Source organism: Gemmatirosa kalamazoonensis (assembly GCF_000522985.1).
Taxonomy (GTDB): domain Bacteria; phylum Gemmatimonadota; class Gemmatimonadetes; order Gemmatimonadales; family Gemmatimonadaceae; genus Gemmatirosa; species Gemmatirosa kalamazoonensis.
Window position 1 is genome coordinate 2,154,193 of record NZ_CP007128.1, and the last position, 26,185, is coordinate 2,180,377.

Sequence of the window (26,185 nt, forward strand, 5' to 3'; positions counted from 1 at the left end):
GCCATTGACCACGGAGGGCACAGAGGACACAGAGGAGAACCCTTCAAGAGAAGAAGTTGGTTTCCTCCGTGCCCTCTGTGCCCTCTGTGGTTCAATTCAAAGAGGCAGTCCTCTGCGTGAGACGAACGGGAACCATCCGGCAGGGCGTGCACTTACAGCCGGCCACGAACGACGCACTCCGCGTCGCGCTCTCTCAGCGCCGAGGCCGGCCATGCCGCACGACACCCACTACGACGTCATCATCATCGGCAGCGGCGCGGGCGGCGGCACGCTCGCGCGCCGGCTCGCGCCCTCCGGCAAGCGGATCCTGATCCTCGAGCGCGGCGACTACGTGCCGCGCGAGCCGGACAACTGGAGCACGCTCGCCGTCAACAAGAAGGGGAAGTACCAGACGCGCGAGGTGTGGCGCGACGCGGCGGGTGGGGAGCTGCACCCGCACACGAACTACTGCGTCGGCGGCAACACGAAGTTCTACGGCGCGGCGCTGTTCCGGCTGCGGCGCGAGGACTTCGGCGAGATCGCGCACCACGGCGGCGTGTCGCCCGCGTGGCCGATCTCGTACGACGAGCTGGAGCCGTACTACACCGAGGCGGAGCGCATCTACGAGGTGCGCGGCGAGCGCGGCGTCGACCCGACCGATCCGCCGGCGAGCGCGCCGTACGCCCACGCGCCGGTGAGCCACGAGCCGCGCATCCAGCAGCTGCATGACGACTGGGCCGCGCTCGGCCACAAGCCGTTCCACGTGCCGTTAGGCGTGCGGCTGAACGAGGCGAATCGTCGCACCAGCCTCTGCGTGCGCTGCGCGACGTGCGACGGCCACCCGTGTCTCGTGAACGCGAAGTCGGACGCGCAGGTGCTCGGCGTCGACGTGGCGCTCGAGCAGCCGAACGTCTCGCTGCTCACGAACGCGCTCGTGCGCCGGCTCGAGACGAGCGCGTCGGGGCGCGAGGTCACGGGCGTGATCGTGGAACGCGACGGCGCGACGGAGCGCTACTCGGCCGACGTGGTCGTCGTCGCGTGCGGCGCGATCAACTCCGCGGCGCTGCTGCTGCGGTCGGCGAGCGAGCGCCATCCGCACGGGCTCGCGAACGCCTCGGGCGTCGTGGGGCGGCATTACATGGGGCACATCAACTCGGTGCAGATGGCGGTGTCGCGCTGCCCCAATCCCACGGTCTTCCAGAAGACGCTCGCGCTGAACGACTTCTACTTCGGCACGCCGGAATGGGCGTACCCGATGGGGCACATCTCGTTCGTCGGGAAGCTCGACGCGGTGACGCTCTCCGCGGGCGCGCCGGCGATCGCGCCGGGGTTCACGCTGGAGCTCATGGCGTCGCACTCGCTCGACTTCTGGCTCACGTCGGAGGATCTGCCCCATCCGGACAACCGCGTCACGCTCGACCGCGACGGCAACGTCGTGCTGGCGTACCGGCCGAACAACGAGGAGGGGCACAAGCGGCTGATCCGCGAGCTGCACCGCCTCATGAACGGCCAGCGCGCGTGCCCCATCCACGGCAAGGACTGTCACGTGGGGCTGTTCGCGCGCAGCCTGTTCGTCGGCCAGCGCATCCCGCTCGCGGGCGTGGCGCACCAGAACGGCACGATCCGGTTCGGTACCGACCCGCGCACGTCCGCGCTCGACGTGCACTGCCGCGCGCACGACGTCGACAACCTGTACGTCGTCGACGCGAGCTTCTTCCCGTCGAGCGGCGCGGTGAATCCCGCGCTCACCGTGATGGCGAACGCGCTGCGCGTCGGCGACCACCTGCTGGACCGCATGGGCGCCGCGGCGGCCGTGAGCGCGTCGACGGCGCGCTACGCCGGCGCGGTGGGGGCGTGACGATGCGCCGCCTGCTCCTCGTCCTGCTCCTCGCGTCGGGCCCCGCGTCCGCGGCGTCGGCGCAGCCGCTCGCGGTGCCGGTCGTCGGGATGACGGTCTCCGACATGGAGCGCGCCGTCGCGTTCTACACGCGCGTGCTCTCGTTCCGGACGATCTCCGACGTGGAGGTCGCGGGCAGCGCCTACGAGCACCTGCAGGGGGTGTTCCCGGCGCGCGCGCGCGCGTGGTGCGGCTCCGGCTCGGCGACGAGGAGCTCGAGCTCACGGAGTACCTGACGCCGCGCGGGCAGCCCGTGCCGGCCGACTCGCGCAGCGAGGACCGCTGGTTCCAGCACGTCGCCGTGATCGTGCGCGACATGGACAGCGCGTACGCGGTGCTGCGCCGCTTCCACGTGGAGCACGCGTCGTCCGAGCCGCAGCGGCTGCCGGACTGGAACCCGAACGCGGGCGGCATCCGCGCGTTCTACTTCAAGGATCCCGACCGCCACACGCTGGAGATCCTCTGGTTCCCGCCGGGGAAGGGCGCCGCGAAGTGGCACCGCGCCGATGGCCCGCTGTTTCTCGGCATCGACCACACGGCGATCGTCTCCGGCGACACCGAGGCGAGCCTCGCGTTCTACCGCGACGTGCTGGGCCTGCGCGTCGCCGGCGAGAGCGAGAACTACGGTCCGGAGCAGGAGCGGCTGAACGCGGTGTTCGGCGCACACCTGCGCATCACGGCGCTGCGCGCGCCGCAGGGGCCGGGGATCGAGCTGCTGGAGTACCTCGCGCCGCGCGACGGCCGCCCGTATCCGCCCGACGCGCGCGCGAACGACCTGCTGCACTGGGAGACGACGATCGCGGCGCCCGACGCCGGGGCAGCCGAGCGCGCGCTGCGTGCCGCGCACGCGCCACTCGTGTCGTCGGGCGTGATCGCGCTCGACTCGCTGCCGCTCGGCTTCGCGCGCGCGCTGCTCGTGCGCGACCCCGACGGGCACGTCGTGCGGATCGCGCAGCCGCGCTGACCGGCGAAAGACGACGTCCTCACGCGGAGCCGCGCGGAGAACGGCATTGAACCGCAGAGGACGCAGAGGACGCAGAGGACAACCAAGTCTTGATGGTTTCCTCCGTGTCCTCCGTGTCCTCCGTGGTCGAGACCTGTTGAAGTCCTCTGCGGCCCTCCGCGTCCTCTGCGGTTCATTCACACAGCCAAGGCAGTTTCCCGAGACACTTCCATGCGAACCACACGACTACTACCGATTGCCGCGCTGCTCGCCGCTCCGTTAGGCGCGCAGCCCACGAGCTCCAAACCCTCGCTCACGCTCGACGGTGCGCGCCGCGTGATCGCGGCGGCCGAGCAGTACGCGCGACAGAACCACACCACCGGCGTGATCGCCGTGGTGGACGACGGCGGCAACCTGATGGCGGTCGAGCGGCTGGACGGCACGTTCGCCGCCGGCGCGAAGATCTCGATCGGCAAGGCGCGCACGGCGGTCCTGTTCAGGAAGCCGACGAAGTTCTTCGAGGACGTGGTGAAGAACGGCCGCACCGCGATGGTCGCGCTCGACGACTTCACGCCGCTCCAGGGCGGCGTGCCGATCGTCGTCGATGGACAGATCGTGGGCGGCGTGGGCGTGAGCGGCGCGGCGAGCGCGCAGCAGGACGAGGAGCTGGCGACCGCCGGCGCCGCCGCGTTGGGCCCGGCCGCCGCGGAGGGCGCCGCCACGGGCCCGGTCTCGTACTGGTCCAACGACCAGGTGACCGCGTCGTTCGCGAAGGGCGCCGTGCTGTTCGACGGTGCGGGCGGGCGCAGCTACATGGTGCACACGAGCCGACGCGAGGGACCCGGACAGGTCGAGGTGCACACGCAGGACACCGACATCATCTACGTCACCGGCGGCTCCGCGACGTTCGTCACCGGCGGCGCCGTCGTGGATGGCAAGAGCACCGTGCCCGGCGAGATCCGCGGCACCGGCGTCACCGGGGGCGAGACGCGCCGTCTCGCGGTGGGCGACGTCGTCATCGTGCCCAACGGCACGCCGCACTGGTTCCGCGAGGTGAACGCGCCGCTCACGTACTACGTCGTGAAGGTGCGCTAGCCATGCGACCGATCATCGGCGCGCTGCTGGCACTCGTCGCGCTTCGAGGTGCCGGCGCGCAGGAAACCGGGAGCGTGCCCGCGGGCCGCCCCGCCGCGATCGTGGATCTCGCGACGCCGGACGGCGCGCGGCTCGTGAGCGGCACGTGGCGCTACCACGACGCGGCGATCGTGCCGGTCGACCGCACGCACGACGTCGCGCCGCAGGCCGGGGCCGCCGACTTCGACGACGCGGCGTGGGAGACGATCGCGCCCGACGCGCTCGACGCGCGACGCGGCGGCGGCCGGCTGTCGTTCAGCTGGTACCGGCTGCGCTTCACGATCCCCGAGCGCGTCGGCTCGCTGGACCCCACCGGCGCGACCGTGGTGTTCGAGGTCGTCGTCGACGACTACTCCGAGGTGTGGGTCGACGGCCGGCTGCCGCAGGTGCTCGGCGCGAGCGGCGCCGGGCTCGCGCGCGGGTGGAACGCGCCGAACCGCGTGATCGTCGCCCGCGACGTGCGCCCCGGGCAGACGTTCCAGCTCGCGGTGTTCGGCGCGAACGCCCCGCTCTCGCAGCCGCCGGCGAACTTCGTCTGGATCCGCTCGGCCACGCTGGAGTTCCACTCCGACGCGTCGTTAGGCGTGCGCCGCGTGACGGGCGGCGAGGTGAAGCGGCTGCGTCCCGAGGTGGACGCGATCGTGCCGCGCGACGCGACGATCGAGCGCATCGCGACGGGCTTCCAGTTCACCGAGGGGCCGGTGTGGCACCCCGACGGCTACCTGCTGTTCAGTGACCCGAACGCGAACACCATCTACCGCTGGTCGCCCGACGGCCAGGTGTCGGTGTTCCGTCCGAAGAGCGGTTACGCGGGCGTCGACGTCGGCGAGTACGGTCAGCCCGGCTCGAACGGCCTCACGCTCGACGCCGAGGGACGGCTGACGATCGACGAGCACGGGCGGCGGCGTGTCGTGCGGCTCGAGCGCAGAGGACAGATCACGGTGCTCGCGGATCGCCACGACGGCCGGCGCCTGAACAGCCCGAACGATCTCGTCTACAAGTCGGACGGCGCGCTGTACTTCACCGATCCGCCGTTCGGCCTCCCGAAGTTCTTCGACGACCCACGCAAGGAGCTGCCGTACTCCGGCGTGTACCGCGTCGCGAACGGCGAGGTGCGGCTCGTGGCGCGCGACCTCACGGGGCCTAACGGCCTCGCGTTCTCGCCCGACGAGCGGTTCGTGTACGTCGACGACTGGGACGTCGCGCGGAAGGTCATCATGCGCTATCCGGTGCTCGCCGACGGCTCGCTCGGCGCCGGCGCGGTGTTCGCCGACGTCACGCGCAGCGATCCCGGTGAGCAGGCGTGGGACGGCCTCAAGGTCGACCGCGAGGGGCACGTGTACGCGGCGGGCCCCGGCGGGATCTGGATCTTCGCGCCCGACGGCACGCACCTCGGCACCATCAGCCCACCGGAGACGCCCGCGAACTTCGCGTGGGGCGACGCCGACGGCCGCACGCTCTACATCACCGCGCGCACGAGCCTCTATCGCATCCGCCTCAGCGTGCCCGGCGTCCGGCCATGGCCGGCGCCGAGTACGCAGACCGCCCTGACCGCCCAGACCACCAGGAGCAGGCCATGACCACGATCTCTCCCGGCACGACCGCCTACACGCCTCCAGTGCCCGGCGCGACGATGAAGGCGGTCGCCGTCGTGCCGGGAACGCCGGACAGCATCCACCTGCGCGACGTGCGCGTACCATCGCATCTCGACCTGCCGGACGGGGTGCTCGTGCGCGTGCTGCGCGTCGGCGTCGACGGCACGGACAAGGAGATCAACGCCGCGGAGTACGGCGCCGCGCCGCCCGGCGACGACCATCTCATCCTCGGCCACGAGAGCTTCGGCATCGTGACGGCGGTCGCGCCCGACGTGACCGGCATCCGCGTCGGCGACCACGTCGTCGCGTCCGTGCGGCGGCCGGGGTCGAGCGTGTACGACCAGGTCGGGCTGCAGGACATGACGACCGACGACACGTACTTCGAGCGCGGCATCAACCTGCGTCACGGCTTTCTCGCGGAGTACTTCGCCGAGAGCGCGCGGTATCTCGTGACGGTGCCGCGCGAGCTGCGCGAGGTGGGCGTGCTGCTGGAGCCGACGAGCGTGGCGGAGAAGGCGATCGCGCAGGCGTACGAGATCCAGCGTCGCCTGCGCGTGTGGCAGCCGCGGCGCGCGCTCGTCCTCGGCTCGGGCACGCTCGGCCTGCTCGCGTCGATGTTCCTGCGGCTGCGCGGGCTCGAGGTGGTGACGATGGGACGCACGGAGCGCCCGTACGTGAACGCGGATCTGCTCGACGCGATCGGCGCGACCTACCTGTCCACGGCGGCGACGAGCGTGCGCGAGGCGTCGCGGCTGCACGGGCCGTTCGATCTCATCATCGAGGGGACCGGCTACTCGCCGCTCGTGTTCGAGGCGATGGAGGCGCTCGGCAAGAACGGCGTGCTCGTGATGGTGAGCGTGACCGGCGGCGACCGCACGGTGACCGTGCCCGCGGACCGCATCAACCAGGGCTTCGTGCTCGGCAACAAGGTGGCCGTCGGCAGCGTGAACGCGAGCCGCGCGGACTTCGAGCGCGGCGTGCAGGATCTCGCCCTCGCGGAGGCGACGCATCCCGGCTGGCTCGCGCGGCTGCTCACGCATCCCGTGAAGGGGCTCGAGAGCTACCGGGCGCTGCTCGACACGCTCACGATGGGGAAGGACGCGATCAAGGTGTACTGCGAGGTCGCGCCGCTCGAGGGATAGATCGGCGTGGCTCGTCCGGGCGCCACGTACGTGTGTGCGTTGGACTGAAGGTGGACTGAAGAAGGACTGAAGAAGGAGAACACCAACAGAGTCGTTGGTCCTTCTTCAGTCCTCCTTCAGTCCTTCTTCAGTCCTACAGAAACACGTACGTGGAGCCCTGCCAGGGCGCGAAGGCAGAAGGAACTCTTCCCGCCGACCCGGCATTCCCGCCAAGCGTCACCCACACGGGAATGCCGCCATGCCTAACGAAGAGCCCACCGCGCCGCGTCCGCGTGCGCGCCTCACCGAAGCCGACGTGCACGTCGCCCTCGCCGCGCTCGGCCTCCTGCCGTACCTCGCGTGGGCCCGCCCCGATCTCATGCCGCCGCGCGAGGACCTCACGTCGCCGGAGCGGCTGTACGCGCTGCCGGGCATGGCGGTGGTCGCGTGAGCGCGAAGGCGACGCCGACGCGGATCGTCATCCTCGGCGCGGGGTTCGCGGGGCTCACCGCGGCGCGCGAGCTGGAGCGGCTGCTGCCGGACGACGCGCCGGTGCGGCTCACGATCGTGAACCGGGACAACTACTTCCTGTTCACGCCGATGCTCCATGAGGTCGCGGCGAGCGATCTCGACGTGACGACCATCGTGAGCCCGCTGCGCAAGCTGCTGCGCCGCACGAGCATCTTCTGCGGCACCGTGGAGGGGATCGACACCGAGGCGCGCACGGTCACCGTGTCGCACGCCGAGGGCGCGCACGCGCACACGCTGCCGTACGACCACCTCGTCGTCGCGCTCGGCGCGGTCACGAACTTCTTCGGCATCCCGGGTCTCGCCGACCGGGCCGTCACCATGAAGTCGCTCGGCGACGCGATCCATCTGCGCAACCGGCTCATCCAGCACCTCGAGGAGGCCGACTTCGAGTGCAACGCGTCGATCCGGCGGCCGCTGCTCACGTGCGTGGTGGCGGGCGGCGGCTTCGCCGGCGTCGAGACGGTCGCGGCCGCGAACGACTTCCTGCGCGAGGCGCTGCGCTTCTACCGCAACCTCGGGCCCGCCGACCTGCGCGTGCTGGTGGTGCATCCGGGCCCGTACCTGCTGCCGGAGCTCGGCGAGGCGCTTGTCCGGTACACGCAGGCGCGGCTCGCCGAGCGCGGCGTCGAGGTGGTGCTGAACGCGCGCGTGAAAGGACTCGACGGCGACGCGGTCGTGCTCAGCGACGGCCAGCGCGTCGACGCGCGCACGGTGGTGTGGACCGCCGGCAACGCCGCCAATCCCGCGCTCGCCGACGTGCCGTGCGCGATGGAGCGCGGGCGCATCGTCGTCGATCCGTTCCTGCGCGTGCCGCAACTCCCCGGCGTGTGGGCCCTCGGCGACTGCGCGCACATCGCCGACCCCGCGACGGGCAGCGCGTTCCCGCCCACCGCGCAGCACGCGCTGCGCGAGGGACGGTGCGTGGCGCGCAACATCGTCGCCGAGCTGCGTGGCGGGCGCATGACGCCGTTCACGTTCTCCACGATCGGGCTGCTCGCGACGATCGGACGGCGCACCGGCGTCGCGAACATCCTCGGCGTGAACTTCTCCGGCTTCGTGGCGTGGTGGCTGTGGCGCACGATCTACCTCGCCAAGCTGCCGCGGCTCGAGAAGAAGGTGCGCGTCGCGATCGACTGGACGCTCGACGTGCTGTTCTCGAAGGACCTCGTCCAGTTCAGCACGCGCACGTCGCCCTTCGCTCGGCACGAGCAGGTGCCTCGCTTTGCTCGGAACCATTTCGCGGCGGCGACACATCTAGCCGACACGAGTGACGCACTGCAATCCGCCCACACCTGAGGAGCCCGACCGATGCAACGTCGCACCGCACTGATCGCCGTGGCCGCCATCATCGCCGGCGGCGCCTGGTACGCGTTCCGCCCCGAGCGCCTGTTCGTGAACCAGACCGTGAACGAGACGCTCGCCGCCGCGGCGCCGAGCACCACGCCCGTGGCGCTGGAGACCGGCGCGTTCCACGGGGTGCACCACGAGACGAAGGGGCAGGCCACGGTGTACCGGCTGCCTAACGGCAAGCGCATCGTGCGCTTCACCGGCTTCGAGACGTCGAACGGCCCCGACGTGCAGATCTACCTCGTCGCTGCGCCGGACGCGTCGGACAACGCGACCGTGACGAAGGCCGGGTTCATCAGCCTCGGCGCGATGAAGGGCAACCGTGGCGATCAGAACTACGACGTGCCGGACTCCGTCGACCTCGCGAAGTACCGCGCGGTCACCGTCTGGTGCCGCCGCTTCAGCGTCAACTTCGCGACCGCGCCGCTCGCCGCGAGCTGAGCGCGTCCCAACACCACACACACGACCGACACACTCCGATGACTCGCTCCCGCTCCGCGGCGCTGCTCGCCGTCGCCGCGCTCACGCTTCCCGCCTCGCTCCGCGCGCAGTACGCGGCCGGCCGCGAGGTGCAGTTCACGATCCGCGTGGAGAACGTGTCCACGCCCGCCACGCTCAAGCTGTCGAACGGCAAGACCGCGCCAGCGCCCACCGCGCCGCTGCTGTGGACGATCACCGACGAGGGGAACCCGCTGTTCACGCCCGGTGCGGTGGACCGCGGCCAGGGGCTCGAGCGGCTCGCCGAGGACGGCAACCCCGGCGTGCTCGCGGACTACGTCACGGCGAACCTGAAGAGCGTGCTGCGCAACGGCGTGGCCGGCACGCCGGTCGGCGACGCGCACGCGGGTCCGATCACGCCGGGCAAGGCGTACGAGTTCACCGTCGCGGCGTCGCCCGGCCAGCGCCTGACGCTCGCGTTCATGTTCGGCCAGTCGAACGACCTGTTCTACGCGCCGGGCCCGAAGGCGATCGCGCTGTTCGACGCGAAGGGACAGCCGCGCGTCGCGGACGTCACGAGCGAGCTGCGGCTGTGGGACGCCGGCACGGAGGTGAACGAGGAGCCCGGGCTCGGCGCGAGCCAGGCGCCGCGCCAGCCCGCGCCGAACACGGGCGCCGCGGAGCGCAGGCCGGTGCAGCTCGTGCACGACCGCTTCACGTACCCCGCCACGCGCGACGTGGTGAAGGTCACCATCCGTCCGTCCACCGCGACGGCGGCGCGCTGAGCGCAGATGCGGACCGCGCCGGCGGGATCCGACGAGGCATCGCGGACCGGGAGCCCCCACTGGGGCCCGGCCCGCGTCGCCGAGGTGATGGACGCGCTGCGCCACCGGCAGCGCGAGGTGCCGGCGTGGGTGCTCGCCGAGGCCCGCGCCGACGGCGACGAGATCGTTAGGCACGCGTGCGCGGCGGTGGAGCGCGCGCTGATCACGAACCATCTGCCGGAGCTGCTGCGCGCCGACGTGCGTGTCGCCGTGCTCGTGGCGCCGGATGCGGCGAGCGCCGCCGAGCCGCTGCTCGACGCGCTCGGCGAGCTGGGGACCACGGTGCACGCCGTCGCCGGCGATCCCACGCTCGACCTCGGGCTGCCGTCGCTGCCGCATCCACGGCTGCACGTCTGCACGGGAAATGCGTTGGGCCGCTTTGGAACCGTGGGCGCGGTGCGGCTCCTGCGCGTGGTGCGCGCGACGATGACCGCCGCCGACCGCCTGCTGCTCGGTCTCGACCTGCGGCGCGACCGTGCGGTGCTGGAGGACGAGGGGCACGACGCCGCCGGTGCCCGCGCCGCGACGCACCTCGGCGTGCTGCGACTGCTGAACCGCGAGCTCGGCGCCGACTTCGACGCGCGGCAGTTCGCGTACACCGTGCGCTACGACGCCGATCTGCGGCGCGTCGACACGTCGCTCGTCGCGCGCCGCGCGCTGTTCGTGGAGACGGCGCGGCACGGCTCGATCGTGCTGCGGCAGGGCGAGTCGATCCGCACGGCGGTGGACTGCAAGTTCGATCGGGGCCGTGTCGACGCGATGTTGAGCGGGGTGGGCCTCCGCGCGACGTCGTGGTGGACCGACGCCGCGGAACGCTTCGCCCTGGTCGTCGCGGCGCCCGCCGCGTGATGGGCACGTACCATTGACAGCGCACGAGATCGCGTCATCGTGAGCCTCATGACCGAGTCGACCCACACATCGACCGCATCGCCCGTCGCGCCCGCCGAGGTGGGTGGGCTCGCGCCGGGCGGGTTCGAGCCGCTGCTGCTCGCGGTGCTCTCGCCCGCGTTCGGCTACGCACTGCGTCTCGCGCGCAACCGCGCCGACGCCGAGGACCTCGTGCAGGACGCGTCGCTGCTCGCGTTCCGCGCGGCGCACACGTTCGAGCCGGGAACCAACTTCAAGGCGTGGTTCTTCCAGATACTGACGCGCTGCTTCTACGCGCGACATCGACGGCAGCAGCGCCGCCCTACGACGGTGGACCTGGAGGACACGCCCGACCTGTATCTGTACTCGCGATCGGCAGCGGCCGGGCTGCCATGGGAGGGGGAGGATCCGGCCAGCCTGCTCATCGACCGACTCGGCTCCGAGCGCGTCGAGGCGGCGATCGAGCAGCTTCCCGAGGAGTACGGCACCGTGTGCGCGCTCTACTTCACCGAAGACTTCGCGTACCACGAGATCGCCGCCGTGCTCGGGATCCCGGTCGGCACCGTGCGGTCGAGACTACACCGAGGGCGGAAGATGCTCCAGAAAGTGCTCTGGCACGTTGCCGAGGAAGCGGGGATCGTGCGCGATCTCGCGCACCGGGAGGAGCGGCCATGAGCCACCTCACCCGCCTTACCTGCGAGGAGGCGTTCCGTCGCCTCGACGACTTCCTCGACCGCGAGCTGAGCGCCGCGGAGACGGAGCTGGTGCACGAGCATCTCGAGATCTGCGCCGGCTGCGCGCGCGAATTCCGCTTCGAGGCGAGCGTGCTGCGCGGCGTGCGCGCGAAGCTGCGCCAGATCGAGGTCACGCTACCAGCGGGGCTACGGGACCGGGTGCTGCGCGCGCTCGCGGCGGAGGGAGCGCGTTAGGCGGCGGGCCACGGTGCCTTTGATTTGAACCACAGAGGACACGGAGGACACGGAGGAGAACCCCTCAAGAAAGGTGGTTTCCTCTGTGTCCTCCGTGTCCTCTGTGGTTCAACTCGACAGGGCAGTCCTCTGCGGCCCTCTGCGGTTCAATCCGCACCGTAGCCGAGGTGCGCCAGCAGCTCCGCCGGCAGCGTCGCGCCGTGCACGCTCGACGGATCCGCGCCGGACGGGTCGCCGTAGCGCAGCGTGTCGAGCCCGCGCGCGGCGCCGAAGCCGGTGCATCGCGACAGCGCGGTGCGCGACCAGAGCGTGTCGGTGAAGTCCGCGCCGGCGACGCGTGCGCCGTTCAGCGCGGCGAGCGAGAGGTCGGCGTGCGCGAGGTCGGCGTTCTCCAGCACGGCGCCCGTGAGGTTCGCGCCGACGAGCGACGCGTAGCGCAGCGTGGCGCCCGCCAGGTTCGCGAACGCGAGCGTCGCGTACGACAGGTCGGCGCCCGTGAGGTCGGCGCCGCTGAGATCGCAGCGCGTGAGGTCCGCGCGGAACATCGTCGCGTCGTCGAAGCGGCACGCCGAGAGGTTCGAGTTCTTCAGCGTCGCGCGCGTGAGGTCCGCGGCGGCGAACGACGTGCGCTTCGGGCCCGGGCGCTTGCGGTTCACCGCCTGCAGCCGCGCGTCGCCGAGCAGCGTGCGCGAGAAGTCGGCTGCCTCGAGGTCGGCGAGCGTGATGTCCGCGCCGGTGAGCGCCGCGCCGGCGAGCACCGCGTCGCGCAGGTCGGAGAGACAGAGATCGCTGCCGCGGAGATCCGCGTCGCGCAGATCCGCCGCGCGCAGGTCGGCGTACGACAGCACCGCGCGCGGGAGCTCCGCGGCGGCGAGCGTGTCGCACGGCAGCTCGAGGATCGTGACGCCGGTGTCCCAGCGGTGAACGGAGAGCATGGCGTGCGAATCGAGCCACCGCGCGGCGTATGTCAATGCCGCGCGGCATCGACTCAGAACGCGACCATCCCGAACTCCGGCTCGACGCCGAGGTAGACCTGTCCCACCGTCTCGAGCCGCGCCTCGCCCACGAACCCGTGGTGGCGCACCGTCTGCGCGTCGCGGAAGTGCCGCTCGAGCGGGCTGCGCGCGTAGATCCCCCCGGTACCGCCGGCGCGGTGCATGAGGTCCGTCACCCGTGCCGCCGTGCGCACGGCGTGCGCGCTCGCGAGCATCAGGTCGGCGCGGTGCTCGAGCGTGTTCGCCTCTCCCGCGACCGTGCGCCGCCACGTCGCGCCGAGCGTGTCGTAGAACAGCAGGCGCGCCGCGCGGAGCCGCGCCTCGCCTTCCGCCACCGCGCTCTGCACCGCCGCGCGGTGGCGCAGCGTCTTCGTCGCGCCGAGCGGCGTCTTGCGCTCGGCGAGCTCGCGCAGCGCCGTGATCGCGCCGCGCCCGATCGACAGCGCCACGGGCGCGATCACCACGTCGACCGACGCGAGCGCCGGCATGCGGTACAGCGGACCGGCGAACGGCCCTGCGGGCTCGAACGTCGGAGCGATCAACGTGCTCCGCGCTGCGGGGACGAACACGCCGTCCGCCGCGACGTCGTTGCTGTCGGTGCCGCGCATGCCGAGCGAATGCCACGTGTCCACGATCTCGACCTCGCTCGTGCGCGCCACGAGCGCCACGATCGCGGGACCGAACGGCGTCATGCGCGGCTCGTCGCCGTCGAACACGATCCCCGTCATCATCACCCACGGCGCCTCGTGAATCGTGCTGGCGAGCGGCCCGCGTCCGGTGAGCCGGTAGCCGCCGGGCACGGCCTCCGCGCGGTGCGGCGGGCTGAACGACGCCGCCATGACGAGGTCCGGGCCGTCGGCGAACAGCTCCTGCGCGCCGGCCTCGGGGAAGCGCGACGCCCACCAGGCGCCCGTGTTGCCCGCCTGCAGCGCCCACCCCGCGGCGCTGTCGAAGCTCGCGATCGTCTCGGCGACGTGCGCGACCGTGACCGGGTCGGTCTCCAGGCCGCCTAACTCGCGCGGCGTGAACATCCGGAAGAGGCCCGCCGCCCGCAGGGCGTCGACCACCGGCCGCGCGAGCCGCCGCTCACGCTCGGCGGCGGCGGCGTGCTCACGCACGATCGGTCCCAGCGCGCGGGCCCGCGCGAGCAGCGTCTCGTCGACCGTGGCGCCGCGGTCGGCGCCGGCCTGCATCGTCGTCGTCATCTCGCACCTCCGAGGTAGATGCACCGCAGAAGGGCGAGCGTTCCGAAAAGGTTCCGATCGCGGCGTCAGTCGGCGACGGTCGCGCCGGCGCCCTCGAGCAGCGCGCGATACCACCGCACCGTGTCGTCGAGCCGCGCCTCGTGCCCCGCGCAGCCCCAGATCACGCTCAGCGTCCGCGTCGACCCGGCGTACGTCTTCGTGCGCTGCGCATCGCGCACCGCGTTCGCGCACGGCCCCTCGGCGTCGAACAGGCACACGAGTCCCGCGAGGTCGATCTCCTGCCCCGACGCGTTGAACACGTAGCGCGAGTCCTCTGGTGCGACGTCGATGCGGAACGGAGGCCACGCGCGGTCGAGGTCCACGACGCTGATCGGGAACCCGCTGTGCAGCGACACCGCGTTGCACGTGTCGACGGCGGCGTTGATCGAGCCGAGCGCGCCCTCGGACGCGGCGCGCACGAGGTACTCCGAGGCCGGCTTGCCGCGGCCCGTGGGCCTGTAGCCGCCGATGCGCAGCATGTCGCGCACGTCGGCGCGCACGCGCTCGTCGCGCGCGAGCGGGGCCGCGGCGTTCGCATCGAGCAGCGCGAGCACGTCGGGCGGCGTCGCGAGCTCGCCGAGCGGCGTGGGGAACGTGGTGACGAACCACGCCGCGCGGAGCAGCGGGTGCGGCGCGACGTCGACGGAGAGCGCGGGCATCGGCGAACGATAGCCCGGCGCGCACGCCGACGAGAGAGCTCAGTGTGCTCGAATCGGGGCGGGCGCGCACAGCAGCCGCCGCCTCCACCGTCGTCTGCGCGCGCTCCCGCATCGCCGCGTCCACCGGCGCTCGGCGGCAGGCGAGATACGCCGCCGTCTCCTCCGTCCGACGAAGTGGCGCGCGGCCGTCCGACCCGCGCGTCCGGACGCTATGATTTCTCTCGTAAACGCCGCGGCCGCGTAAGAAACGCGCCGGCGCGCGCACACCGAGGCCACCCGCGATGGCGTCCGCGACGCTCACGATGCTCGTCGTCGACGACGAGCCGCAGATCCGCCGGCTCCTGCGCAACGCGCTCACCGCGGGTCCGGTCGACGCATCCGCCGACGCCGAGCCGGCCGCGGAGGTGCGCGTCATCGAGGCCGGCACGGGTCAGGAGGGGATCGACCTCGCCGCGGCGGAGTCTCCCGCGCTCGTCGTGCTCGACCTCGGCCTCCCCGACATGCCGGGGATCGACGTGTGCCGCGAGATCCGCCGCTGGCTCGACGCCCCGATCGTCGTGCTCTCCGCGCGCCACACCGACACCGAGAAGGCGGCGCTGCTCGACGCCGGCGCGGACGACTACATCACGAAGCCGTTCAGCACCGTGGAGCTCCTCGCGCGGGTGCGCGTGCAGCTCCGCCGGGCGCGGGCGGGCAGCGCGTCGGCGTCCGCGACGGTGGTGACGTTCGGCGACTTCGCCGTCGACCTGCCGCGCCGACGGGTCGAGCGTGCCGGCGCGCCGCTGCATCTCACGCGCACCGAGTGGGCGCTGCTGCGCACGTTCGTGCTGCACCCGCGGCAGACGCTCACCCACGGGCAGCTCTTCCGCGAGGTGTGGGGCACGTCCGAGGGGGACCCGCAGCAGTACCTGCGCGTGTACGTGGGACACCTGCGCCGGAAGATCGAGGCGGATCCGGTGCGGCCGCGGTTCATCCAGACGGATCCCGGCGTGGGCTATCGCTTCGAGCCCGACGGCGCCACGCCGATCCGAGATGCCTAACGCGCTCCGGTGGGCGCCGTCGATCGACCGCCGACGGGCCGCCTAACGGGCCGCGATCACGGCCGGCGCCGTGCAGCGCGTCCCGATCGGCAGCGCGTACAGCGCGCGCAGCACCGCGCGGTCCTCGTCGCCGATGCGCTCCGCCGTGACGAGCGGCGCCATGACCGAGCCGGCCGACGCGTGGTGGCCGAGGCCGAGCGCGTGCCCCATCTCGTGCTGCGTCACCGCGCGCACGTCGCGCGGCGCGTAGGGCGCGCCGTCGGGCGTCGCGAGCGCGAGGACGACCGTGGCCGCCACGGCGCGCCCGTCGTCGTCGGAGACGAGCGTCGTGCGGCCGGCCGTGAGCGCCCCGAGCGCGCCGGCCGACGGGTCGTCGGGTGCGGTGCGCAGCGTCGGCGCCCACACCACTCGCACGTCGGCCCGCGTCGAGTCGCGGGCGACGGTCACCCGCAGCCCCGAGACGACGTCGCTCCACGCCGTCGCTCCAGCGGCGAGCGCCGCGCGCCACTCGCCAGCGTCGTGACCGGTGCTCCCCACGTCGAGCGGGCGGCGCTGCAGCCACACCGAGACCGTCCGCGCGGGCCACCGCACGGCGCCGCCGTGCACGAGGAGCGCACGCTCCAGGCTCGCGGCCACGCTTCCTCCGGCGACGCTCGCGGCGAGCCTCCCACACGCGAGCGCCGGCGTGGAGTCGACGTCCACGGCGGGCTGGGGGCGCTGCACGAGCAGCGCGGCGAGGAGAGGGAAGAACGGCATGGCGCTGCACCTGCGACCCGAGGACGAGACCTGTCCGTGACGCAGAAGATACGAAGCCGTGACAAGACGGACAATTCGGGCGGCGGCCCTGTTACATGGACGGGTGCTCGGCGCTCGGGAGCCCGGCTCCTCGAGACGCACTCCCCTCAGAGCTCTGGTGACGGATCAGCGGAAGCGCCGCCCTTCCGTTACAAGTCCGTTGCCGAACCGCAATCGCCCCGATACCGCGCCCGGCGAGATATCGGCCATGCGAATCCCCCATCCGCTCGTCCTCGCCGTGGCGCCCGCGTTCGCGCTGGCCGCGCCCGCCGTCTCGCAGCAACCCGCGCGCACCACCGGCAGGATCGTCGGCCGTGTGGTGGACGCGGCCAGCGGGGCGGGACTCGCCGACGTCGGCATCCAGGTCGTCGGCACCACGTTAGGCACCCTCACCGGCGTCGACGGCCGGTTCACCGTTCCGGCGGCGCCCGCCGGCAGCGTCACGCTGATGGCGCGCCGCATCGGCTATCAGGCGAAGACGGTCACCGGCATCGTCGTGCCCGCCGGCGGCTCGGTGGAGCAGAGCATCGCGTTAGGCGCCGCCACCGTGCAGCTCCAGGCCGTCTCCGTCACCGCGTCCGCCGAGCGTGGCACGGTGAGCGAGGCGCTCGACCGGCAGCGCACCGCGACCGGCATCGTGAACTCGGTCACCGCCGAGCAGATCGCGCGCAGCCCCGACCGCGATGCCGCGCAGGCCGTGCAGCGCGTGAGCGGCGTGACGGTCACCGACGGCAAGTACGTGCTCGTGCGCGGGCTCGGCGAGCGCTACACCACCGCGTCGCTGAACGGCGCGCGCATGCCGAGCCCGGAGCCCGAGCGCAAGGTCGTGCCGCTCGACCTGTTCCCGTCGGCGCTGCTCCAGAGCGTGACGACGAGCAAGACGTTCACCCCCGACCAGCCCGGCGACTTCACCGGCGCCTCGGTCGACATCGCGACGCGCGAGTTCCCGGCGAAGCGGCTCGTCACGCTCACCGCGACGACCGGCTACAACTCGATCGCCACGGGCCGCACGGTGCTCGGCGGCGCGCGGCTCGGCACCGAGTGGCTCGGCCTCGGCGGCAGCGGGCGCGCGCTGCCCGCCGGCGGCGATCTGGCGGTACGGGCCCTCGATCCGGCGCAGTCGCGCCGCTTCGTCGGGCAATTGCACAACAACTGGACGCCGTTCCAGTCCACCGCGCGGCCGAATGCCGGCCTCGGCGCGTCGATCGGCGGCCAGGCGCCGTTAGGCTTCCTGGGTGGCCGCTCCATCGGATACGTCGCGTCGCTGTCGTACGCGTACAACCAGGAGGTCCGGGCCGACGAGCTGCGGCAGCTCGTGGTCGGCGGCGGGCCGGCGCAGGTGCGCGCGTTCAACTCGCTCGCCGGCGAGACCGGACGCGAGAGCGTGCTGTGGGGCGGCATCGCGAACGTCAGCACGCTGCTCGGCACGCACACGCGCATCGCGCTGAACAACATGTACAACCGGTCGGCGGACAACGAGGCGCACCTCGACGAGGGCTTCGACGAGTCGCAGAGCGTCGATCCGACGGCGCACGCGAGCACCATCCGCCGCTCGTGGCTCGACTTCGTGCAGCGTACGGTGCGCTCCAACCAGCTCCGCGGCGAGCACACGATCGGCGCGCGGCAGAGCCTCGACTGGACGATCACGTCGTCCGGCGTGACGCGCGACCAGCCCGACCGCACCGACGTGTTCCTGCGCCGCGACACGCCGCGGGACGCCTACGTGCTGCCGCTCGGCGAGCCCCGCGCGGCGCGCCGGCTCTATGCCGCGCTGCGCGAGAACAGCGTGGCGCCACAGGCGAGCTACCGCGTGCAGCTCGGCAGCGACGTCCGCCCGTGGACGCTGAAGGTCGGCGGCGCCTACCGCGACACGCGGCGCACGGCGTCGAACGAGCCGTTCTTCTTCACGTCGCCGAGCGTCACCGAAGCGGAGCTGCGTCAGACGCCGGAGCAGCTCTTCCCCACGCTGACGGCCGAGAACCGCGTGATCGTCGACCGCGACCCGGCGTCGGGCGCGTACACCGCGAACGACCGCGTGGCCGCCGGCTACGGCATGGCGGAGATCCCGTTAGGCGACCATCTCCGCCTCGTCGGCGGCGCGCGCGTCGAGAGCTGGCGGCTCGCGCTGAACACGCGGCAGACCGTCGGCGATCGGTTCGACTCCACGTACACGAGCACCGACGTGCTCCCATCGCTCGCGCTGAACGTGAAGCTGACCGACGCACAGAACGTCCGGCTGTCGGCGTCGCGCACGCTGTCGCGCCCCGAGTACCGTGAGCTGTCGCCGCTGCAGGAGCGCGGGCCGATCGGGGACCTCGACTTCGTCGGCAACCCGTCGCTGCAGCGCGCGCTGATCGACAACGTCGACGCGCGGTGGGAGCTGTACCCGAACCCGGGCGAGATCCTCAGCCTCGCCGTGTTCGCGAAGCGGTTCGACCATCCGATCGAGCGCGTGCAGGTGTCGACGAACGGCGGCAACATCTACTCGTTCGTGAACGCGGACGCGGCGCACAACTACGGCGTGGAGCTCGAGGCGCGGAAGGGGCTCGGCTTCCTCGGTGCGCCCCTGCGGCCGTTCTCCGGCTTCGCGAACGTGACGCTGATGAAGAGCACCATCACGCCGGGCAACACCGACATCAGCGCGCTCACGAGCGCCGACCGGCCGATGGTGGGCCAGGCGCCGTACGTCGTGAACACCGGGCTGTCGTGGGCCACCGCCGGCGGCGGCACGAGCGCGACGCTGCTGTACAACGTCGTCGGCCGCGCGATCGCCGCGACGGGCACGAAGCCGACGCCCGATACCTACGTGCAGCCGCGCAACATGCTCGACCTCTCGCTCCAGTTCCCGCTCGCCGGCGGCGTCGCCGCGAAGCTGAACGGGCGCAACCTGCTCGACGCGCCGTACGAGGAGCGCGCCGGCGGCCTCACGCGCGTGCGCTACCGCACGGGACGCGTGCTCTCCATGGCGCTGACCTGGACGCCGTGACGGAGCTGTGACCTCGTCGTAACGGAACTGTGCGACCCCACGGACATCGTTCGTGGGGTCGTTCTCTTTGCTTCAACACACCTCGACACACCTCGCCAACATGGGTCTTCACCCCCGTCGGCTCCTCACGCTCGCCGTGATCACGGCGCTCGCGGCTTGCAGCAGCAACGACAACGGCGTCGTCGGCACGACGAACCCGCCAGTGGTCACGAAGCCGGATGCGCCTTCGAACCTCACCGCCGTCGCGCTCTCGCCGACGTCGATCCGCCTCACGTGGAGCGGTCCGACGACCGCGACCGGCTACGTCGTGCAGCGCGCCGCGGGCAGCGGCGCGTTCGCGACCATCGCGTCGAACGTCGGTACGACGACGTACACCGACACCGGCCTCACGCCGGCGACCCAGTACCGCTACCAGGTCGCCACGCTCCGCAACGCCGACACGAGCACGACGTGGGCGGCGGTGGCCATGGGCTCGGCGCAGAAGGCGACGGTGACGCTCGCCGGCAACCTCACCACGACGCGCACGCTCACGCCGGACACGAACTGGGTGCTGAGCGGCTTCTACAAGGTGCGCGCGGGCGGGCAGCTCGTCGTGAAGCCGGGCACCGTGATCGTCGGCGACACGCTCGTGCCGGGCTCCTCGCTCTGGATCCTGCAGGGCGGCAAGATCGACGCGCAGGGCACCGCCGCGCAGCCGATCGTGTTCACGTCGGAGCGGGCCGCCGGCACGCGCGCACCGGGCGACTGGGGCGGCGTCATCATCGTCGGCAAGGCGATCGCGAACCGCGGCTGCCCGAACGCCGCGAACCCCGCGTGCGTGAACGCGACCCTCACCGAGGGCCCGTCGGGCGGCCTGCAGAACACCGCCGAGAACTACGCCGGCGGTACGGACCCGAACGACAACAGCGGCACGCTGCGCTACGTGCGCATCGAGTTCGCCGGCTACGCGGTGGACGTGAATCAGGAGCTGAACGCGCTGTCGAGCTACGCGGTCGGCCGCGGCACGACGTACGAGTACCTCGAGGCGCTGTCGGGGCTCGACGACTCGTTCGAGTTCTTCGGCGGCTCGGTCGACGCGCGCTACCTCGTGTCGTACGAGGCGGGCGACGACCACTTCGACTGGACCGAGGGCTTCAACGGCCGCGTGCAGTTCATCATCGGACTGCAGACGTACAAGCCCACGCCGCGCGCCGGCGCCGGCTTCGCGTCGAGCGACCCGCGCGGCTTCGAGGGAGACGGCTGCGAGAACGACAAGCCGGGCTGCCCGGACTACAACACGAAGCCGTACTCGATGCCGGTGTTCGCGAACTTCACGCTCATCGGGTCGGGCCCCGACGTCTTCACCGGCATCTCGGCCGCGAACACGAGCGGCGCGACGATCCGCCGCGGCTCGGGCGGCTCGCTGTTCAACGGCGTGATCGCGCGCTGGCAGGGGATCGGGCTGAACGTCGTCGACGCGCAGACCGACCAGCGTCGGCAGGAAGACAGCCTGTTCGTGAGCAACAACGTGTTCGCGTCGAACGCCGGCGGGAACTTCAACGCCGCGGGCACCGGCTTCGGCCAGCTCACGAGCTTCCCGAACAACGACGACTCGCCGGCCGATCCGACGACGTTCTTCACCGCGCTCCCCGCGGCCGGCGCGACGCCGACGCTCGCTGGGCTCGACTGGACGCCGTCGGCGGCGTCGCCCCTGCGCAGCGGCGGTCTCACGACGCTGCCGCCTCGCGTCGCGGCGCGCGTGACGGGCTTCTTCGGCGGCGCGATGCCGGCCACGTCGTACCGCGGCGCGGCCGACCCGAGCGGCACGAAGTGGTGGGCCGGCTGGACGAGCTACGCGCGCAACTGATCGGATCCCGATCGCCGATGAAGCTCGCGTCTCGTGTCTCGTTCGTTCTCGCGCTGCTCGGTGCCTGTCGCGGCGCCGAGCGGCCGTCGGCCGCCGACAGTGCATATGCGCCGAGCGTGATGATCGCGCGCTTCCGGCAGCAGGTGCCGGAGCGGCCGACGCGGTTAGGCGACGGCGCCGCGGAGGGCGCGGACACGCTGCTCGCCCGGTGGGCGCGTGGCGTCGCGGCGCGCGACACGGCGGCGCTGCGGCCGCTCGCGCTCACCGTGAGCGAGTTCGCGTGGCTCTACTACGCCGACAGCCCGATGGCGCAGCCGCCGTACGAGCTCGATCCCGACGTCATGTGGACGCAGATCTCGTCGCAGAGCGCGCGCGGGCTCACGCGCGCGCTGCAGCGCTTCGGCGGCCGATCGTTAGGCGCCGTACGCTCGGCGTGCACGGCGCCGCGCGTCTCGCGTGCGCTGCGGCTCTACGACTGCACCGTCGCCGTGCCCGCGGCTGGCGGCGCGACGCTGCGGTTGTCGGTGGTGGAGCGCGACGGGCGGTTCAAGCTGGTCGGCTTCGGCACGAACCTCTGAGTCGATGACGGCCCGCGCGGCGCCGCACGCGCTCGTCGCCGCGCGCGAGACGGAGGTCGTCGCCGACCTCACGTACGGGCTCGCGCGCGCGGGCTTCACGGTGGCGAGCGCGCCGAGCGTCGCCGAGGCGTGGATCGCGGTGCACGAGCGGCCACCGGAGCTGCTCGTCGCGAGCGAGGCGCTCGCGCTGTCGCCGCGCGTGGGACTGCTGCCGCGCCTCCGCCGCGATCCCACGGTGCGGCACGTCGGCGTCATCATCGTCACCGATGGCCCGGCGCCCGCGGCGTGCGATGCCGTCGTCGCGCGCCCGTCGGACGCGCCGGCGATCGCCGCCGCCGCGGGGAGCGTGCTGCGACTCGTGCGCGAGCGTGCCGGCCGCGCGGGCGGCGACACCGCGTGTCCCATCGCGCTCGACGGGCTGCTGAACGAGGTGCGCGTGCGCGACGCGCGTCTCGCCCTGTCGCCGAGCGAGCTCGCGCTGCTGCGCCTCCTGCTCGCGCATCCACGCGGCGTCCCCGACGTGCGGCTGCGCCGCGTGCTCTGGGACGACGGGACGCGCGCGCACATCCGCGCCCTCGTTTCCGTCGCGCACCGCCTGCGGCGCAAGCTGCGCCCATTCGGCGTGACGCTGGGGCGATCGGCGGACGAAGCGGGGTACGCGCTACGCTGGTGATGGCGAGAGGGCACGTTACGCGGCCGTGACGCGCTCGTGACCGGTTCGCGCGGCGCGGCGGCGATCGGCGCGCCATGATGGGGCATGCGCATGCCGGTGTGGACGACGGCGATGCTGGTGTTGGCGGGGATGGGATGCGAGCGCGGTGCGGTGAACCCGTGCGACCGCCCGTTCCCCGACGTCGACCGGCTGATCGACGTATCGACGGCGGGGACCGGCGCGGCGTCGCTCGCGCGACTGCGCGTCGTGCAGCGCTACGCGCCGGGCATCGACGATGGGTGCGCGCAGGCGGTCCCGGTGCGCCTCTCGTTCGTCGGCAGCGGGCCGAGTGCGGTGTCGTTCACCTATCGCGTGACGTGGAGCGCGAGCGGCGGAAGCGGCGGCTGGTTCCGTGGCGGCGTCGTGACGCGGCTCGGTGTCGGCGCCGAGTTGGACGCGGGCATCGTGCGCGACGGCGCGCCCATCGGTGAGGGGACGATCGCCGTCGCGGTCACCGACATGCGCGCGCTCGACCGCTGAGCGGCGAGCGCCTCGCGACCGCGGACGCACTCCCGCCGTCGCGTCGATAACTTCCCGGCATGTCAGGGATCGCCAGTGAAGCGGCCGCACGGCGGTCGGGGACGGCGCGCGCGCGTCGGCGCGTCGTCGTGAGGCCGCGATGAGAATCGTGCGCACGGTCGCGGAGCTGCGTGCGCTGCTCGACGACGAGCGGCGCGCGGGCCGTACGGTCGGCCTCGTGCCGACGATGGGCTACTTCCACGAGGGCCACGCGTCGCTCATGCGCCGCGCGCGCGACGCGTGCGACGTCGTCGTGGTGTCGCTGTTCGTGAACCCCACGCAGTTCGACGATCCCGCGGACCTCGTGGCGTACCCGCGCGACGAGGCGCGCGACGCGAGCGTCGCCGCGGTTGCGGGCGTCGCGTACCTGTTCGCGCCGGAGCCCGCGGAGATCTACCCGCCGGGATTCGCCACGAGCGTCACCGTGGCGCGGGTCACCGAGCCGATGGAGGGCGCGCAGCGCGGACCGGGCCACTTCCGCGGCGTGGCGACGGTCGTCGCCAAGCTGTTCAACATCGTGCAGCCGCACGCGGCGTTCTTCGGGCAGAAGGACGCGCAGCAGGCGCTCGTCGTGCGGCGCATGGCGCGCGACCTGGACTTCCGGCTGCGCGTCGAGGTGTGCCCCACGGTGCGCGAGCCCGACGGCCTCGCGATGTCCAGCCGCAACGTGCGCCTCGACGCCGACGCGCGGCGACGCGCGGTGGCACTCGCGCGCGGGCTGGAGGCCGCGCGCTCACGCGTGCTCGACGGCGCCACGAACGCCGTCGATGTCGTCGCCACTGGGCGCGACGCGATGCGCGCGCTCGACGTCGAGCCCGAGTACTTCGAGGTCGTCTCCGCCGACACGCTCGAGCCGGTGGATCCGCTCGCCGGCGAGCTGCTCGTCGCCGTCGCCGCGCGCGTCGGGGGCGTGCGGCTCATCGACAACGTGCTCGTCGACGCGGGGGCGCGATGACGGCGCCGGTGACGACGGGCGATCTCGCGGCGATGAAGCGGCGCGGCGACCCGATCGTGATGGTGACCGCGTACGACCACGTCACGGCGCGCGTCGCGGAGTCGGCCGGCGTCGACGCAGTGCTGGTTGGCGACTCCGCGGCGATGACGGTCCTCGGCTACCCGTCCACGCGTGAGATCGGCGTCGACGAGCTGCTCGTGCTCACGCGCGCGGTGCGGCGCGGCCTCGTGCGGCCACTGCTCGTCGGCGATCTGCCGTACGCCAGCTACGAGGCGTCGGACGCGCAGGCGTTGGGCACCGCGCGGCGCTTCGTCGACGCCGGGTGCGCCGCGGTGAAGATGGAGGGCGCCGGCCCGATCGCCGACCGCGCGCGCGCGCTCGTGCGCGCCGGCATTCCCGTGATGGGCCACGTCGGGCTCACGCCGCAGGCGAGCGCGGGTCCCGAGGGCTACCGGGTGCGCGGCGCGACGGCCGACGAGGTGCTCGGCATCCGCCGCGACGTCGACGCGCTCGTCGACGCGGGGTGCTTCGCGATCGTGTTCGAGGCGATCCCCGCGGCGGTCGCGGCGCTGCTCGTGCCCGCGATCCCGGTCCCGGTGATCGGGATCGGCGCCGGGCCGGCGACCGACGGGCAGGTGCTCGTGTTCCACGACCTCGTGGGCCTCAGCGAGGGACGCGCGCCGCGGTTCGTGAAGCGCTACGCGGCGCTCGGCCCGCTCATGGTCGACGCGGTCGCGCGGTATGCGGCCGAGACGCGCGCGCGTGAGTTCCCCGCGCCGGAGCACACCTACCGCATCCCCGCGGCCGAGCTGGAGGCGGCGCGCGTCGCCATCGACGGCGCGGCGGCGACGTGAGCGGGACACGCGCGTTCTCTCGTATCGCGTCGGCGTTGCTCGTCGTCGCGTGCGCCGCCCCGCCGCGCACCGCGGCGCGCACCGCGCCGCCGTCGTCGACGCCCATCGTCATCGCGCACCGCGGCGCCAGCGGCCATCGCCCCGAGCACACGCTCGCCGCGTACGACCTCGCGATCGCGATGGGCGCCGACTTCGTGGAGCCCGATCTCGTGCGCACGAAGGACGGCGTGCTCGTCGCGCGCCACGAGAACGAGATCGGCGGCACCACCGACGTGGCGCGCCGCTTTCCGCAGCGGCGCACCACGAAGACCGTCGACGGCGCGACGGTCACCGGATGGTTCGCGGAGGACTTCACGCTGGCCGAGCTGAAGACGCTGCGCGCCACCGAGCGGCTGCCGTTCCGCTCGCACGCGTACGACGGCCAGGAGCCGGTGCCGACGTTCGACGAGGTGCTCGCGCTCGTCGAGCGCCGCGCGCGCGAGACGGGGCGGCGCATCGGCGTGTACCCCGAGACGAAGCACCCGAGCTACTTCCGCGCGCTCGGCCTGCCGCTCGAGGAGCCGCTCGTCGCGGCGCTCCGCGCGCACGGGCTCGATCGGCGCGACGCGCCGGTGTTCGTGCAGTCGTTCGAGGCAAGCAGCCTGCAGCGGCTCCGCGGCCTGACGCGCGTGCCGCTCGTGCAGCTCATGGACGCGACCGCCGCGTACGCCGCGATGACGACGCCGGCGGGGCTCGCCGCCGTCCGCCGCTACGCGGACGCGATCGGCGTGGAGAAGGGGATGGTGCAGCCGGTCGGCGCCGACGGATCGTTAGGCACGCCGACGTCGCTCGTGTCGGACGCGCACGCGGCGGGGCTCGCGGTGCACGTCTGGACGCTGCGCAGCGACTCCGCGTTCCTGCCGCGCGGCTATGCCGGCGACCCCGCGGCCGAGTGGCGCCGCCTCGCCGCGCTCGGCGTGGACGGCATCTTCGGCGACTATCCCGACGTCGGCGTGCGCGCGCTTCGTGAGAGGAAGCAACGTCCGGACCGTTAGGCACGGCGAATGCGGCGTTCGATCGGGCAGTCGACGATCGCCGCTACCGGAGGGTCCGTCATGCCGAGAGGAGACAAGAGCGCCTACACCGACAAGCAGAAGCGCCAGGCGCAGCACATCGAGGAAGGGTACGAGTCCCGCGGCGTCCCCGAGAGCGAGGCCGAGCGCCGCGCCTGGGCGACCGTGAACGCGGAGACGCACGGCGGCAAGAAGTCCGGCTCCGGCCGCGGCCGGTCGGAGAACCACGAGCCGTCGCGCAAGGGCGGCCGCATCGGCGGCCACAGCCAGTCCCACGAGGAGCGCAGCCGCGCCGCGAAGAAGGGCTGGGAGACGCGACGGCACGGGCACTGACGGGCTCCGTAC

27 protein-coding genes are annotated in these 26,185 nt (G+C 72.7%); 23 read left to right on the forward strand and 4 right to left on the reverse strand.

From position 1 onward, the window contains the following. Window positions 1–211: 211 nt before the first annotated feature. From J421_RS09310 to J421_RS09365, 13 genes are all read left to right on the forward strand, one after another. The gene (locus tag J421_RS09310; protein ID WP_025410909.1) at window positions 212–1,837 is read left to right on the forward strand and encodes a GMC oxidoreductase; all 1,626 of its coding nucleotides are present in this window, start codon (window positions 212–214) and stop codon (window positions 1,835–1,837) included. Continuing rightward, the gene (locus J421_RS33590) at window positions 1,834–2,112 is read left to right on the forward strand and encodes a VOC family protein (RefSeq protein WP_201773129.1); all 279 of its coding nucleotides are present in this window, start codon (window positions 1,834–1,836) and stop codon (window positions 2,110–2,112) included. Before J421_RS09310 ends, J421_RS33590 begins: the two co-directional genes overlap by 4 nt. Beyond that, window positions 2,061–2,840: a VOC family protein gene (locus tag J421_RS09315; RefSeq protein ID WP_201773130.1), complete on the forward strand. Its 780-nt coding sequence runs from the start codon at window positions 2,061–2,063 to the stop codon at window positions 2,838–2,840. Before J421_RS33590 ends, J421_RS09315 begins: the two co-directional genes overlap by 52 nt. A gap of 210 nt (window positions 2,841–3,050) precedes the next feature. Further along, the gene (locus tag J421_RS09320) at window positions 3,051–3,914 is read left to right on the forward strand and encodes a heme-binding protein (protein ID WP_025410910.1); all 864 of its coding nucleotides are present in this window, start codon (window positions 3,051–3,053) and stop codon (window positions 3,912–3,914) included. 2 nt (window positions 3,915–3,916) lie between these two features. After that, window positions 3,917–5,533: an SMP-30/gluconolactonase/LRE family protein gene (locus J421_RS09325; protein WP_025410911.1), complete on the forward strand. Its 1,617-nt coding sequence runs from the start codon at window positions 3,917–3,919 to the stop codon at window positions 5,531–5,533. After that, on the forward strand, window positions 5,530–6,690 hold the full coding sequence (locus tag J421_RS09330) for a glucose 1-dehydrogenase (protein WP_201773131.1): 1,161 nt from the start codon (window positions 5,530–5,532) through the stop codon (window positions 6,688–6,690). Before J421_RS09325 ends, J421_RS09330 begins: the two co-directional genes overlap by 4 nt. Window positions 6,691–6,928: 238 nt before the next feature. Further along, the gene (locus J421_RS09335; protein ID WP_025410913.1) at window positions 6,929–7,120 is read left to right on the forward strand and encodes a hypothetical protein; all 192 of its coding nucleotides are present in this window, start codon (window positions 6,929–6,931) and stop codon (window positions 7,118–7,120) included. Next, window positions 7,117–8,496 (forward strand): NAD(P)/FAD-dependent oxidoreductase, encoded by a 1,380-nt coding sequence (locus J421_RS09340; protein WP_025410914.1) that lies wholly within the window; start codon window positions 7,117–7,119, stop codon window positions 8,494–8,496. Before J421_RS09335 ends, J421_RS09340 begins: the two co-directional genes overlap by 4 nt. Before the next feature lie 12 nt (window positions 8,497–8,508). Further along, window positions 8,509–8,988, forward strand: coding sequence for a DM13 domain-containing protein (locus tag J421_RS09345; RefSeq protein WP_025410915.1), 480 nt, complete (start codon window positions 8,509–8,511; stop codon window positions 8,986–8,988). Window positions 8,989–9,026: 38 nt separating this feature from the next. Continuing rightward, complete coding sequence (locus tag J421_RS09350; protein ID WP_025410916.1) at window positions 9,027–9,770, forward strand: spondin domain-containing protein; 744 nt, start codon at window positions 9,027–9,029, stop codon at window positions 9,768–9,770. 6 nt (window positions 9,771–9,776) lie between these two features. Continuing rightward, entirely contained in the window at window positions 9,777–10,658 is an 882-nt protein-coding gene (locus J421_RS09355; protein ID WP_025410917.1) for an L-histidine N(alpha)-methyltransferase, read from the forward strand. A gap of 48 nt (window positions 10,659–10,706) precedes the next feature. Further along, the gene (locus J421_RS09360) at window positions 10,707–11,351 is read left to right on the forward strand and encodes a sigma-70 family RNA polymerase sigma factor (protein ID WP_025410918.1); all 645 of its coding nucleotides are present in this window, start codon (window positions 10,707–10,709) and stop codon (window positions 11,349–11,351) included. Beyond that, window positions 11,348–11,605: an anti-sigma factor family protein gene (locus J421_RS09365; RefSeq protein WP_025410919.1), complete on the forward strand. Its 258-nt coding sequence runs from the start codon at window positions 11,348–11,350 to the stop codon at window positions 11,603–11,605. Before J421_RS09360 ends, J421_RS09365 begins: the two co-directional genes overlap by 4 nt. Before the next feature lie 146 nt (window positions 11,606–11,751). Here J421_RS09365 and J421_RS09370 read toward each other — a convergent pair whose 3' ends face one another. The 3 genes from J421_RS09370 to J421_RS09380 all read right to left on the reverse strand — a co-directional run bounded on the left by J421_RS09370 (window position 11,752) and on the right by J421_RS09380 (window position 14,503). Continuing rightward, complete coding sequence (locus tag J421_RS09370; protein WP_025410920.1) at window positions 11,752–12,540, reverse strand: pentapeptide repeat-containing protein; 789 nt, start codon at window positions 12,538–12,540, stop codon at window positions 11,752–11,754. A gap of 53 nt (window positions 12,541–12,593) precedes the next feature. Beyond that, window positions 12,594–13,805: an acyl-CoA dehydrogenase family protein gene (locus tag J421_RS09375; RefSeq protein WP_025410921.1), complete on the reverse strand. Its 1,212-nt coding sequence runs from the start codon at window positions 13,803–13,805 to the stop codon at window positions 12,594–12,596. A 65-nt stretch (window positions 13,806–13,870) separates the two neighbouring features. Beyond that, window positions 13,871–14,503 carry a hypothetical protein gene (locus tag J421_RS09380; RefSeq protein WP_025410922.1) on the reverse strand — a complete coding sequence of 211 codons (633 nt, stop codon included), beginning with the start codon at window positions 14,501–14,503 and terminating at the stop codon, window positions 13,871–13,873. A gap of 281 nt (window positions 14,504–14,784) precedes the next feature. Between J421_RS09380 and J421_RS09385 the strand changes: the two genes are divergently transcribed. Further along, the gene (locus tag J421_RS09385) at window positions 14,785–15,543 is read left to right on the forward strand and encodes a response regulator (RefSeq protein WP_025410923.1); all 759 of its coding nucleotides are present in this window, start codon (window positions 14,785–14,787) and stop codon (window positions 15,541–15,543) included. Window positions 15,544–15,585: 42 nt separating this feature from the next. On the opposite strand, the gene J421_RS09390 is transcribed toward J421_RS09385, so the two are convergent. After that, window positions 15,586–16,299, reverse strand: coding sequence for a matrixin family metalloprotease (locus tag J421_RS09390; protein WP_025410924.1), 714 nt, complete (start codon window positions 16,297–16,299; stop codon window positions 15,586–15,588). Between the two features lie 247 nt (window positions 16,300–16,546). On the opposite strand from J421_RS09390, the gene J421_RS09395 reads away from it, so the two are divergent. From J421_RS09395 to J421_RS09435, 9 genes are all read left to right on the forward strand, one after another. Beyond that, window positions 16,547–19,324 (forward strand): TonB-dependent receptor, encoded by a 2,778-nt coding sequence (locus tag J421_RS09395; RefSeq protein WP_025410925.1) that lies wholly within the window; start codon window positions 16,547–16,549, stop codon window positions 19,322–19,324. A gap of 100 nt (window positions 19,325–19,424) precedes the next feature. After that, entirely contained in the window at window positions 19,425–21,170 is a 1,746-nt protein-coding gene (locus J421_RS09400) for a fibronectin type III domain-containing protein (RefSeq protein WP_025410926.1), read from the forward strand. 17 nt (window positions 21,171–21,187) lie between these two features. After that, a complete protein-coding gene (locus J421_RS09405; protein WP_025410927.1) occupies window positions 21,188–21,748 on the forward strand; it encodes a hypothetical protein in 561 nt (186 codons plus the stop codon). A 4-nt stretch (window positions 21,749–21,752) separates the two neighbouring features. Further along, the gene (locus J421_RS09410) at window positions 21,753–22,421 is read left to right on the forward strand and encodes a response regulator transcription factor (RefSeq protein ID WP_025410928.1); all 669 of its coding nucleotides are present in this window, start codon (window positions 21,753–21,755) and stop codon (window positions 22,419–22,421) included. An 84-nt stretch (window positions 22,422–22,505) separates the two neighbouring features. After that, on the forward strand, window positions 22,506–22,940 hold the full coding sequence (locus J421_RS09415) for a hypothetical protein (RefSeq protein WP_025410929.1): 435 nt from the start codon (window positions 22,506–22,508) through the stop codon (window positions 22,938–22,940). Window positions 22,941–23,079: 139 nt separating this feature from the next. Beyond that, complete coding sequence (panC, locus tag J421_RS09420; RefSeq protein WP_025410930.1) at window positions 23,080–23,934, forward strand: pantoate--beta-alanine ligase; 855 nt, start codon at window positions 23,080–23,082, stop codon at window positions 23,932–23,934. Continuing rightward, complete coding sequence (gene panB, locus J421_RS09425; RefSeq protein ID WP_025410931.1) at window positions 23,931–24,788, forward strand: 3-methyl-2-oxobutanoate hydroxymethyltransferase; 858 nt, start codon at window positions 23,931–23,933, stop codon at window positions 24,786–24,788. Before panC ends, panB begins: the two co-directional genes overlap by 4 nt. Then, window positions 24,785–25,822, forward strand: a complete 1,038-nt coding sequence (locus tag J421_RS09430; RefSeq protein ID WP_025410932.1) for a glycerophosphodiester phosphodiesterase — start codon at window positions 24,785–24,787, stop codon at window positions 25,820–25,822. Before panB ends, J421_RS09430 begins: the two co-directional genes overlap by 4 nt. 60 nt (window positions 25,823–25,882) lie before the next feature. After that, window positions 25,883–26,173, forward strand: coding sequence for a hypothetical protein (locus J421_RS09435; RefSeq protein ID WP_025410933.1), 291 nt, complete (start codon window positions 25,883–25,885; stop codon window positions 26,171–26,173). Window positions 26,174–26,185: the final 12 nt, after the last annotated feature.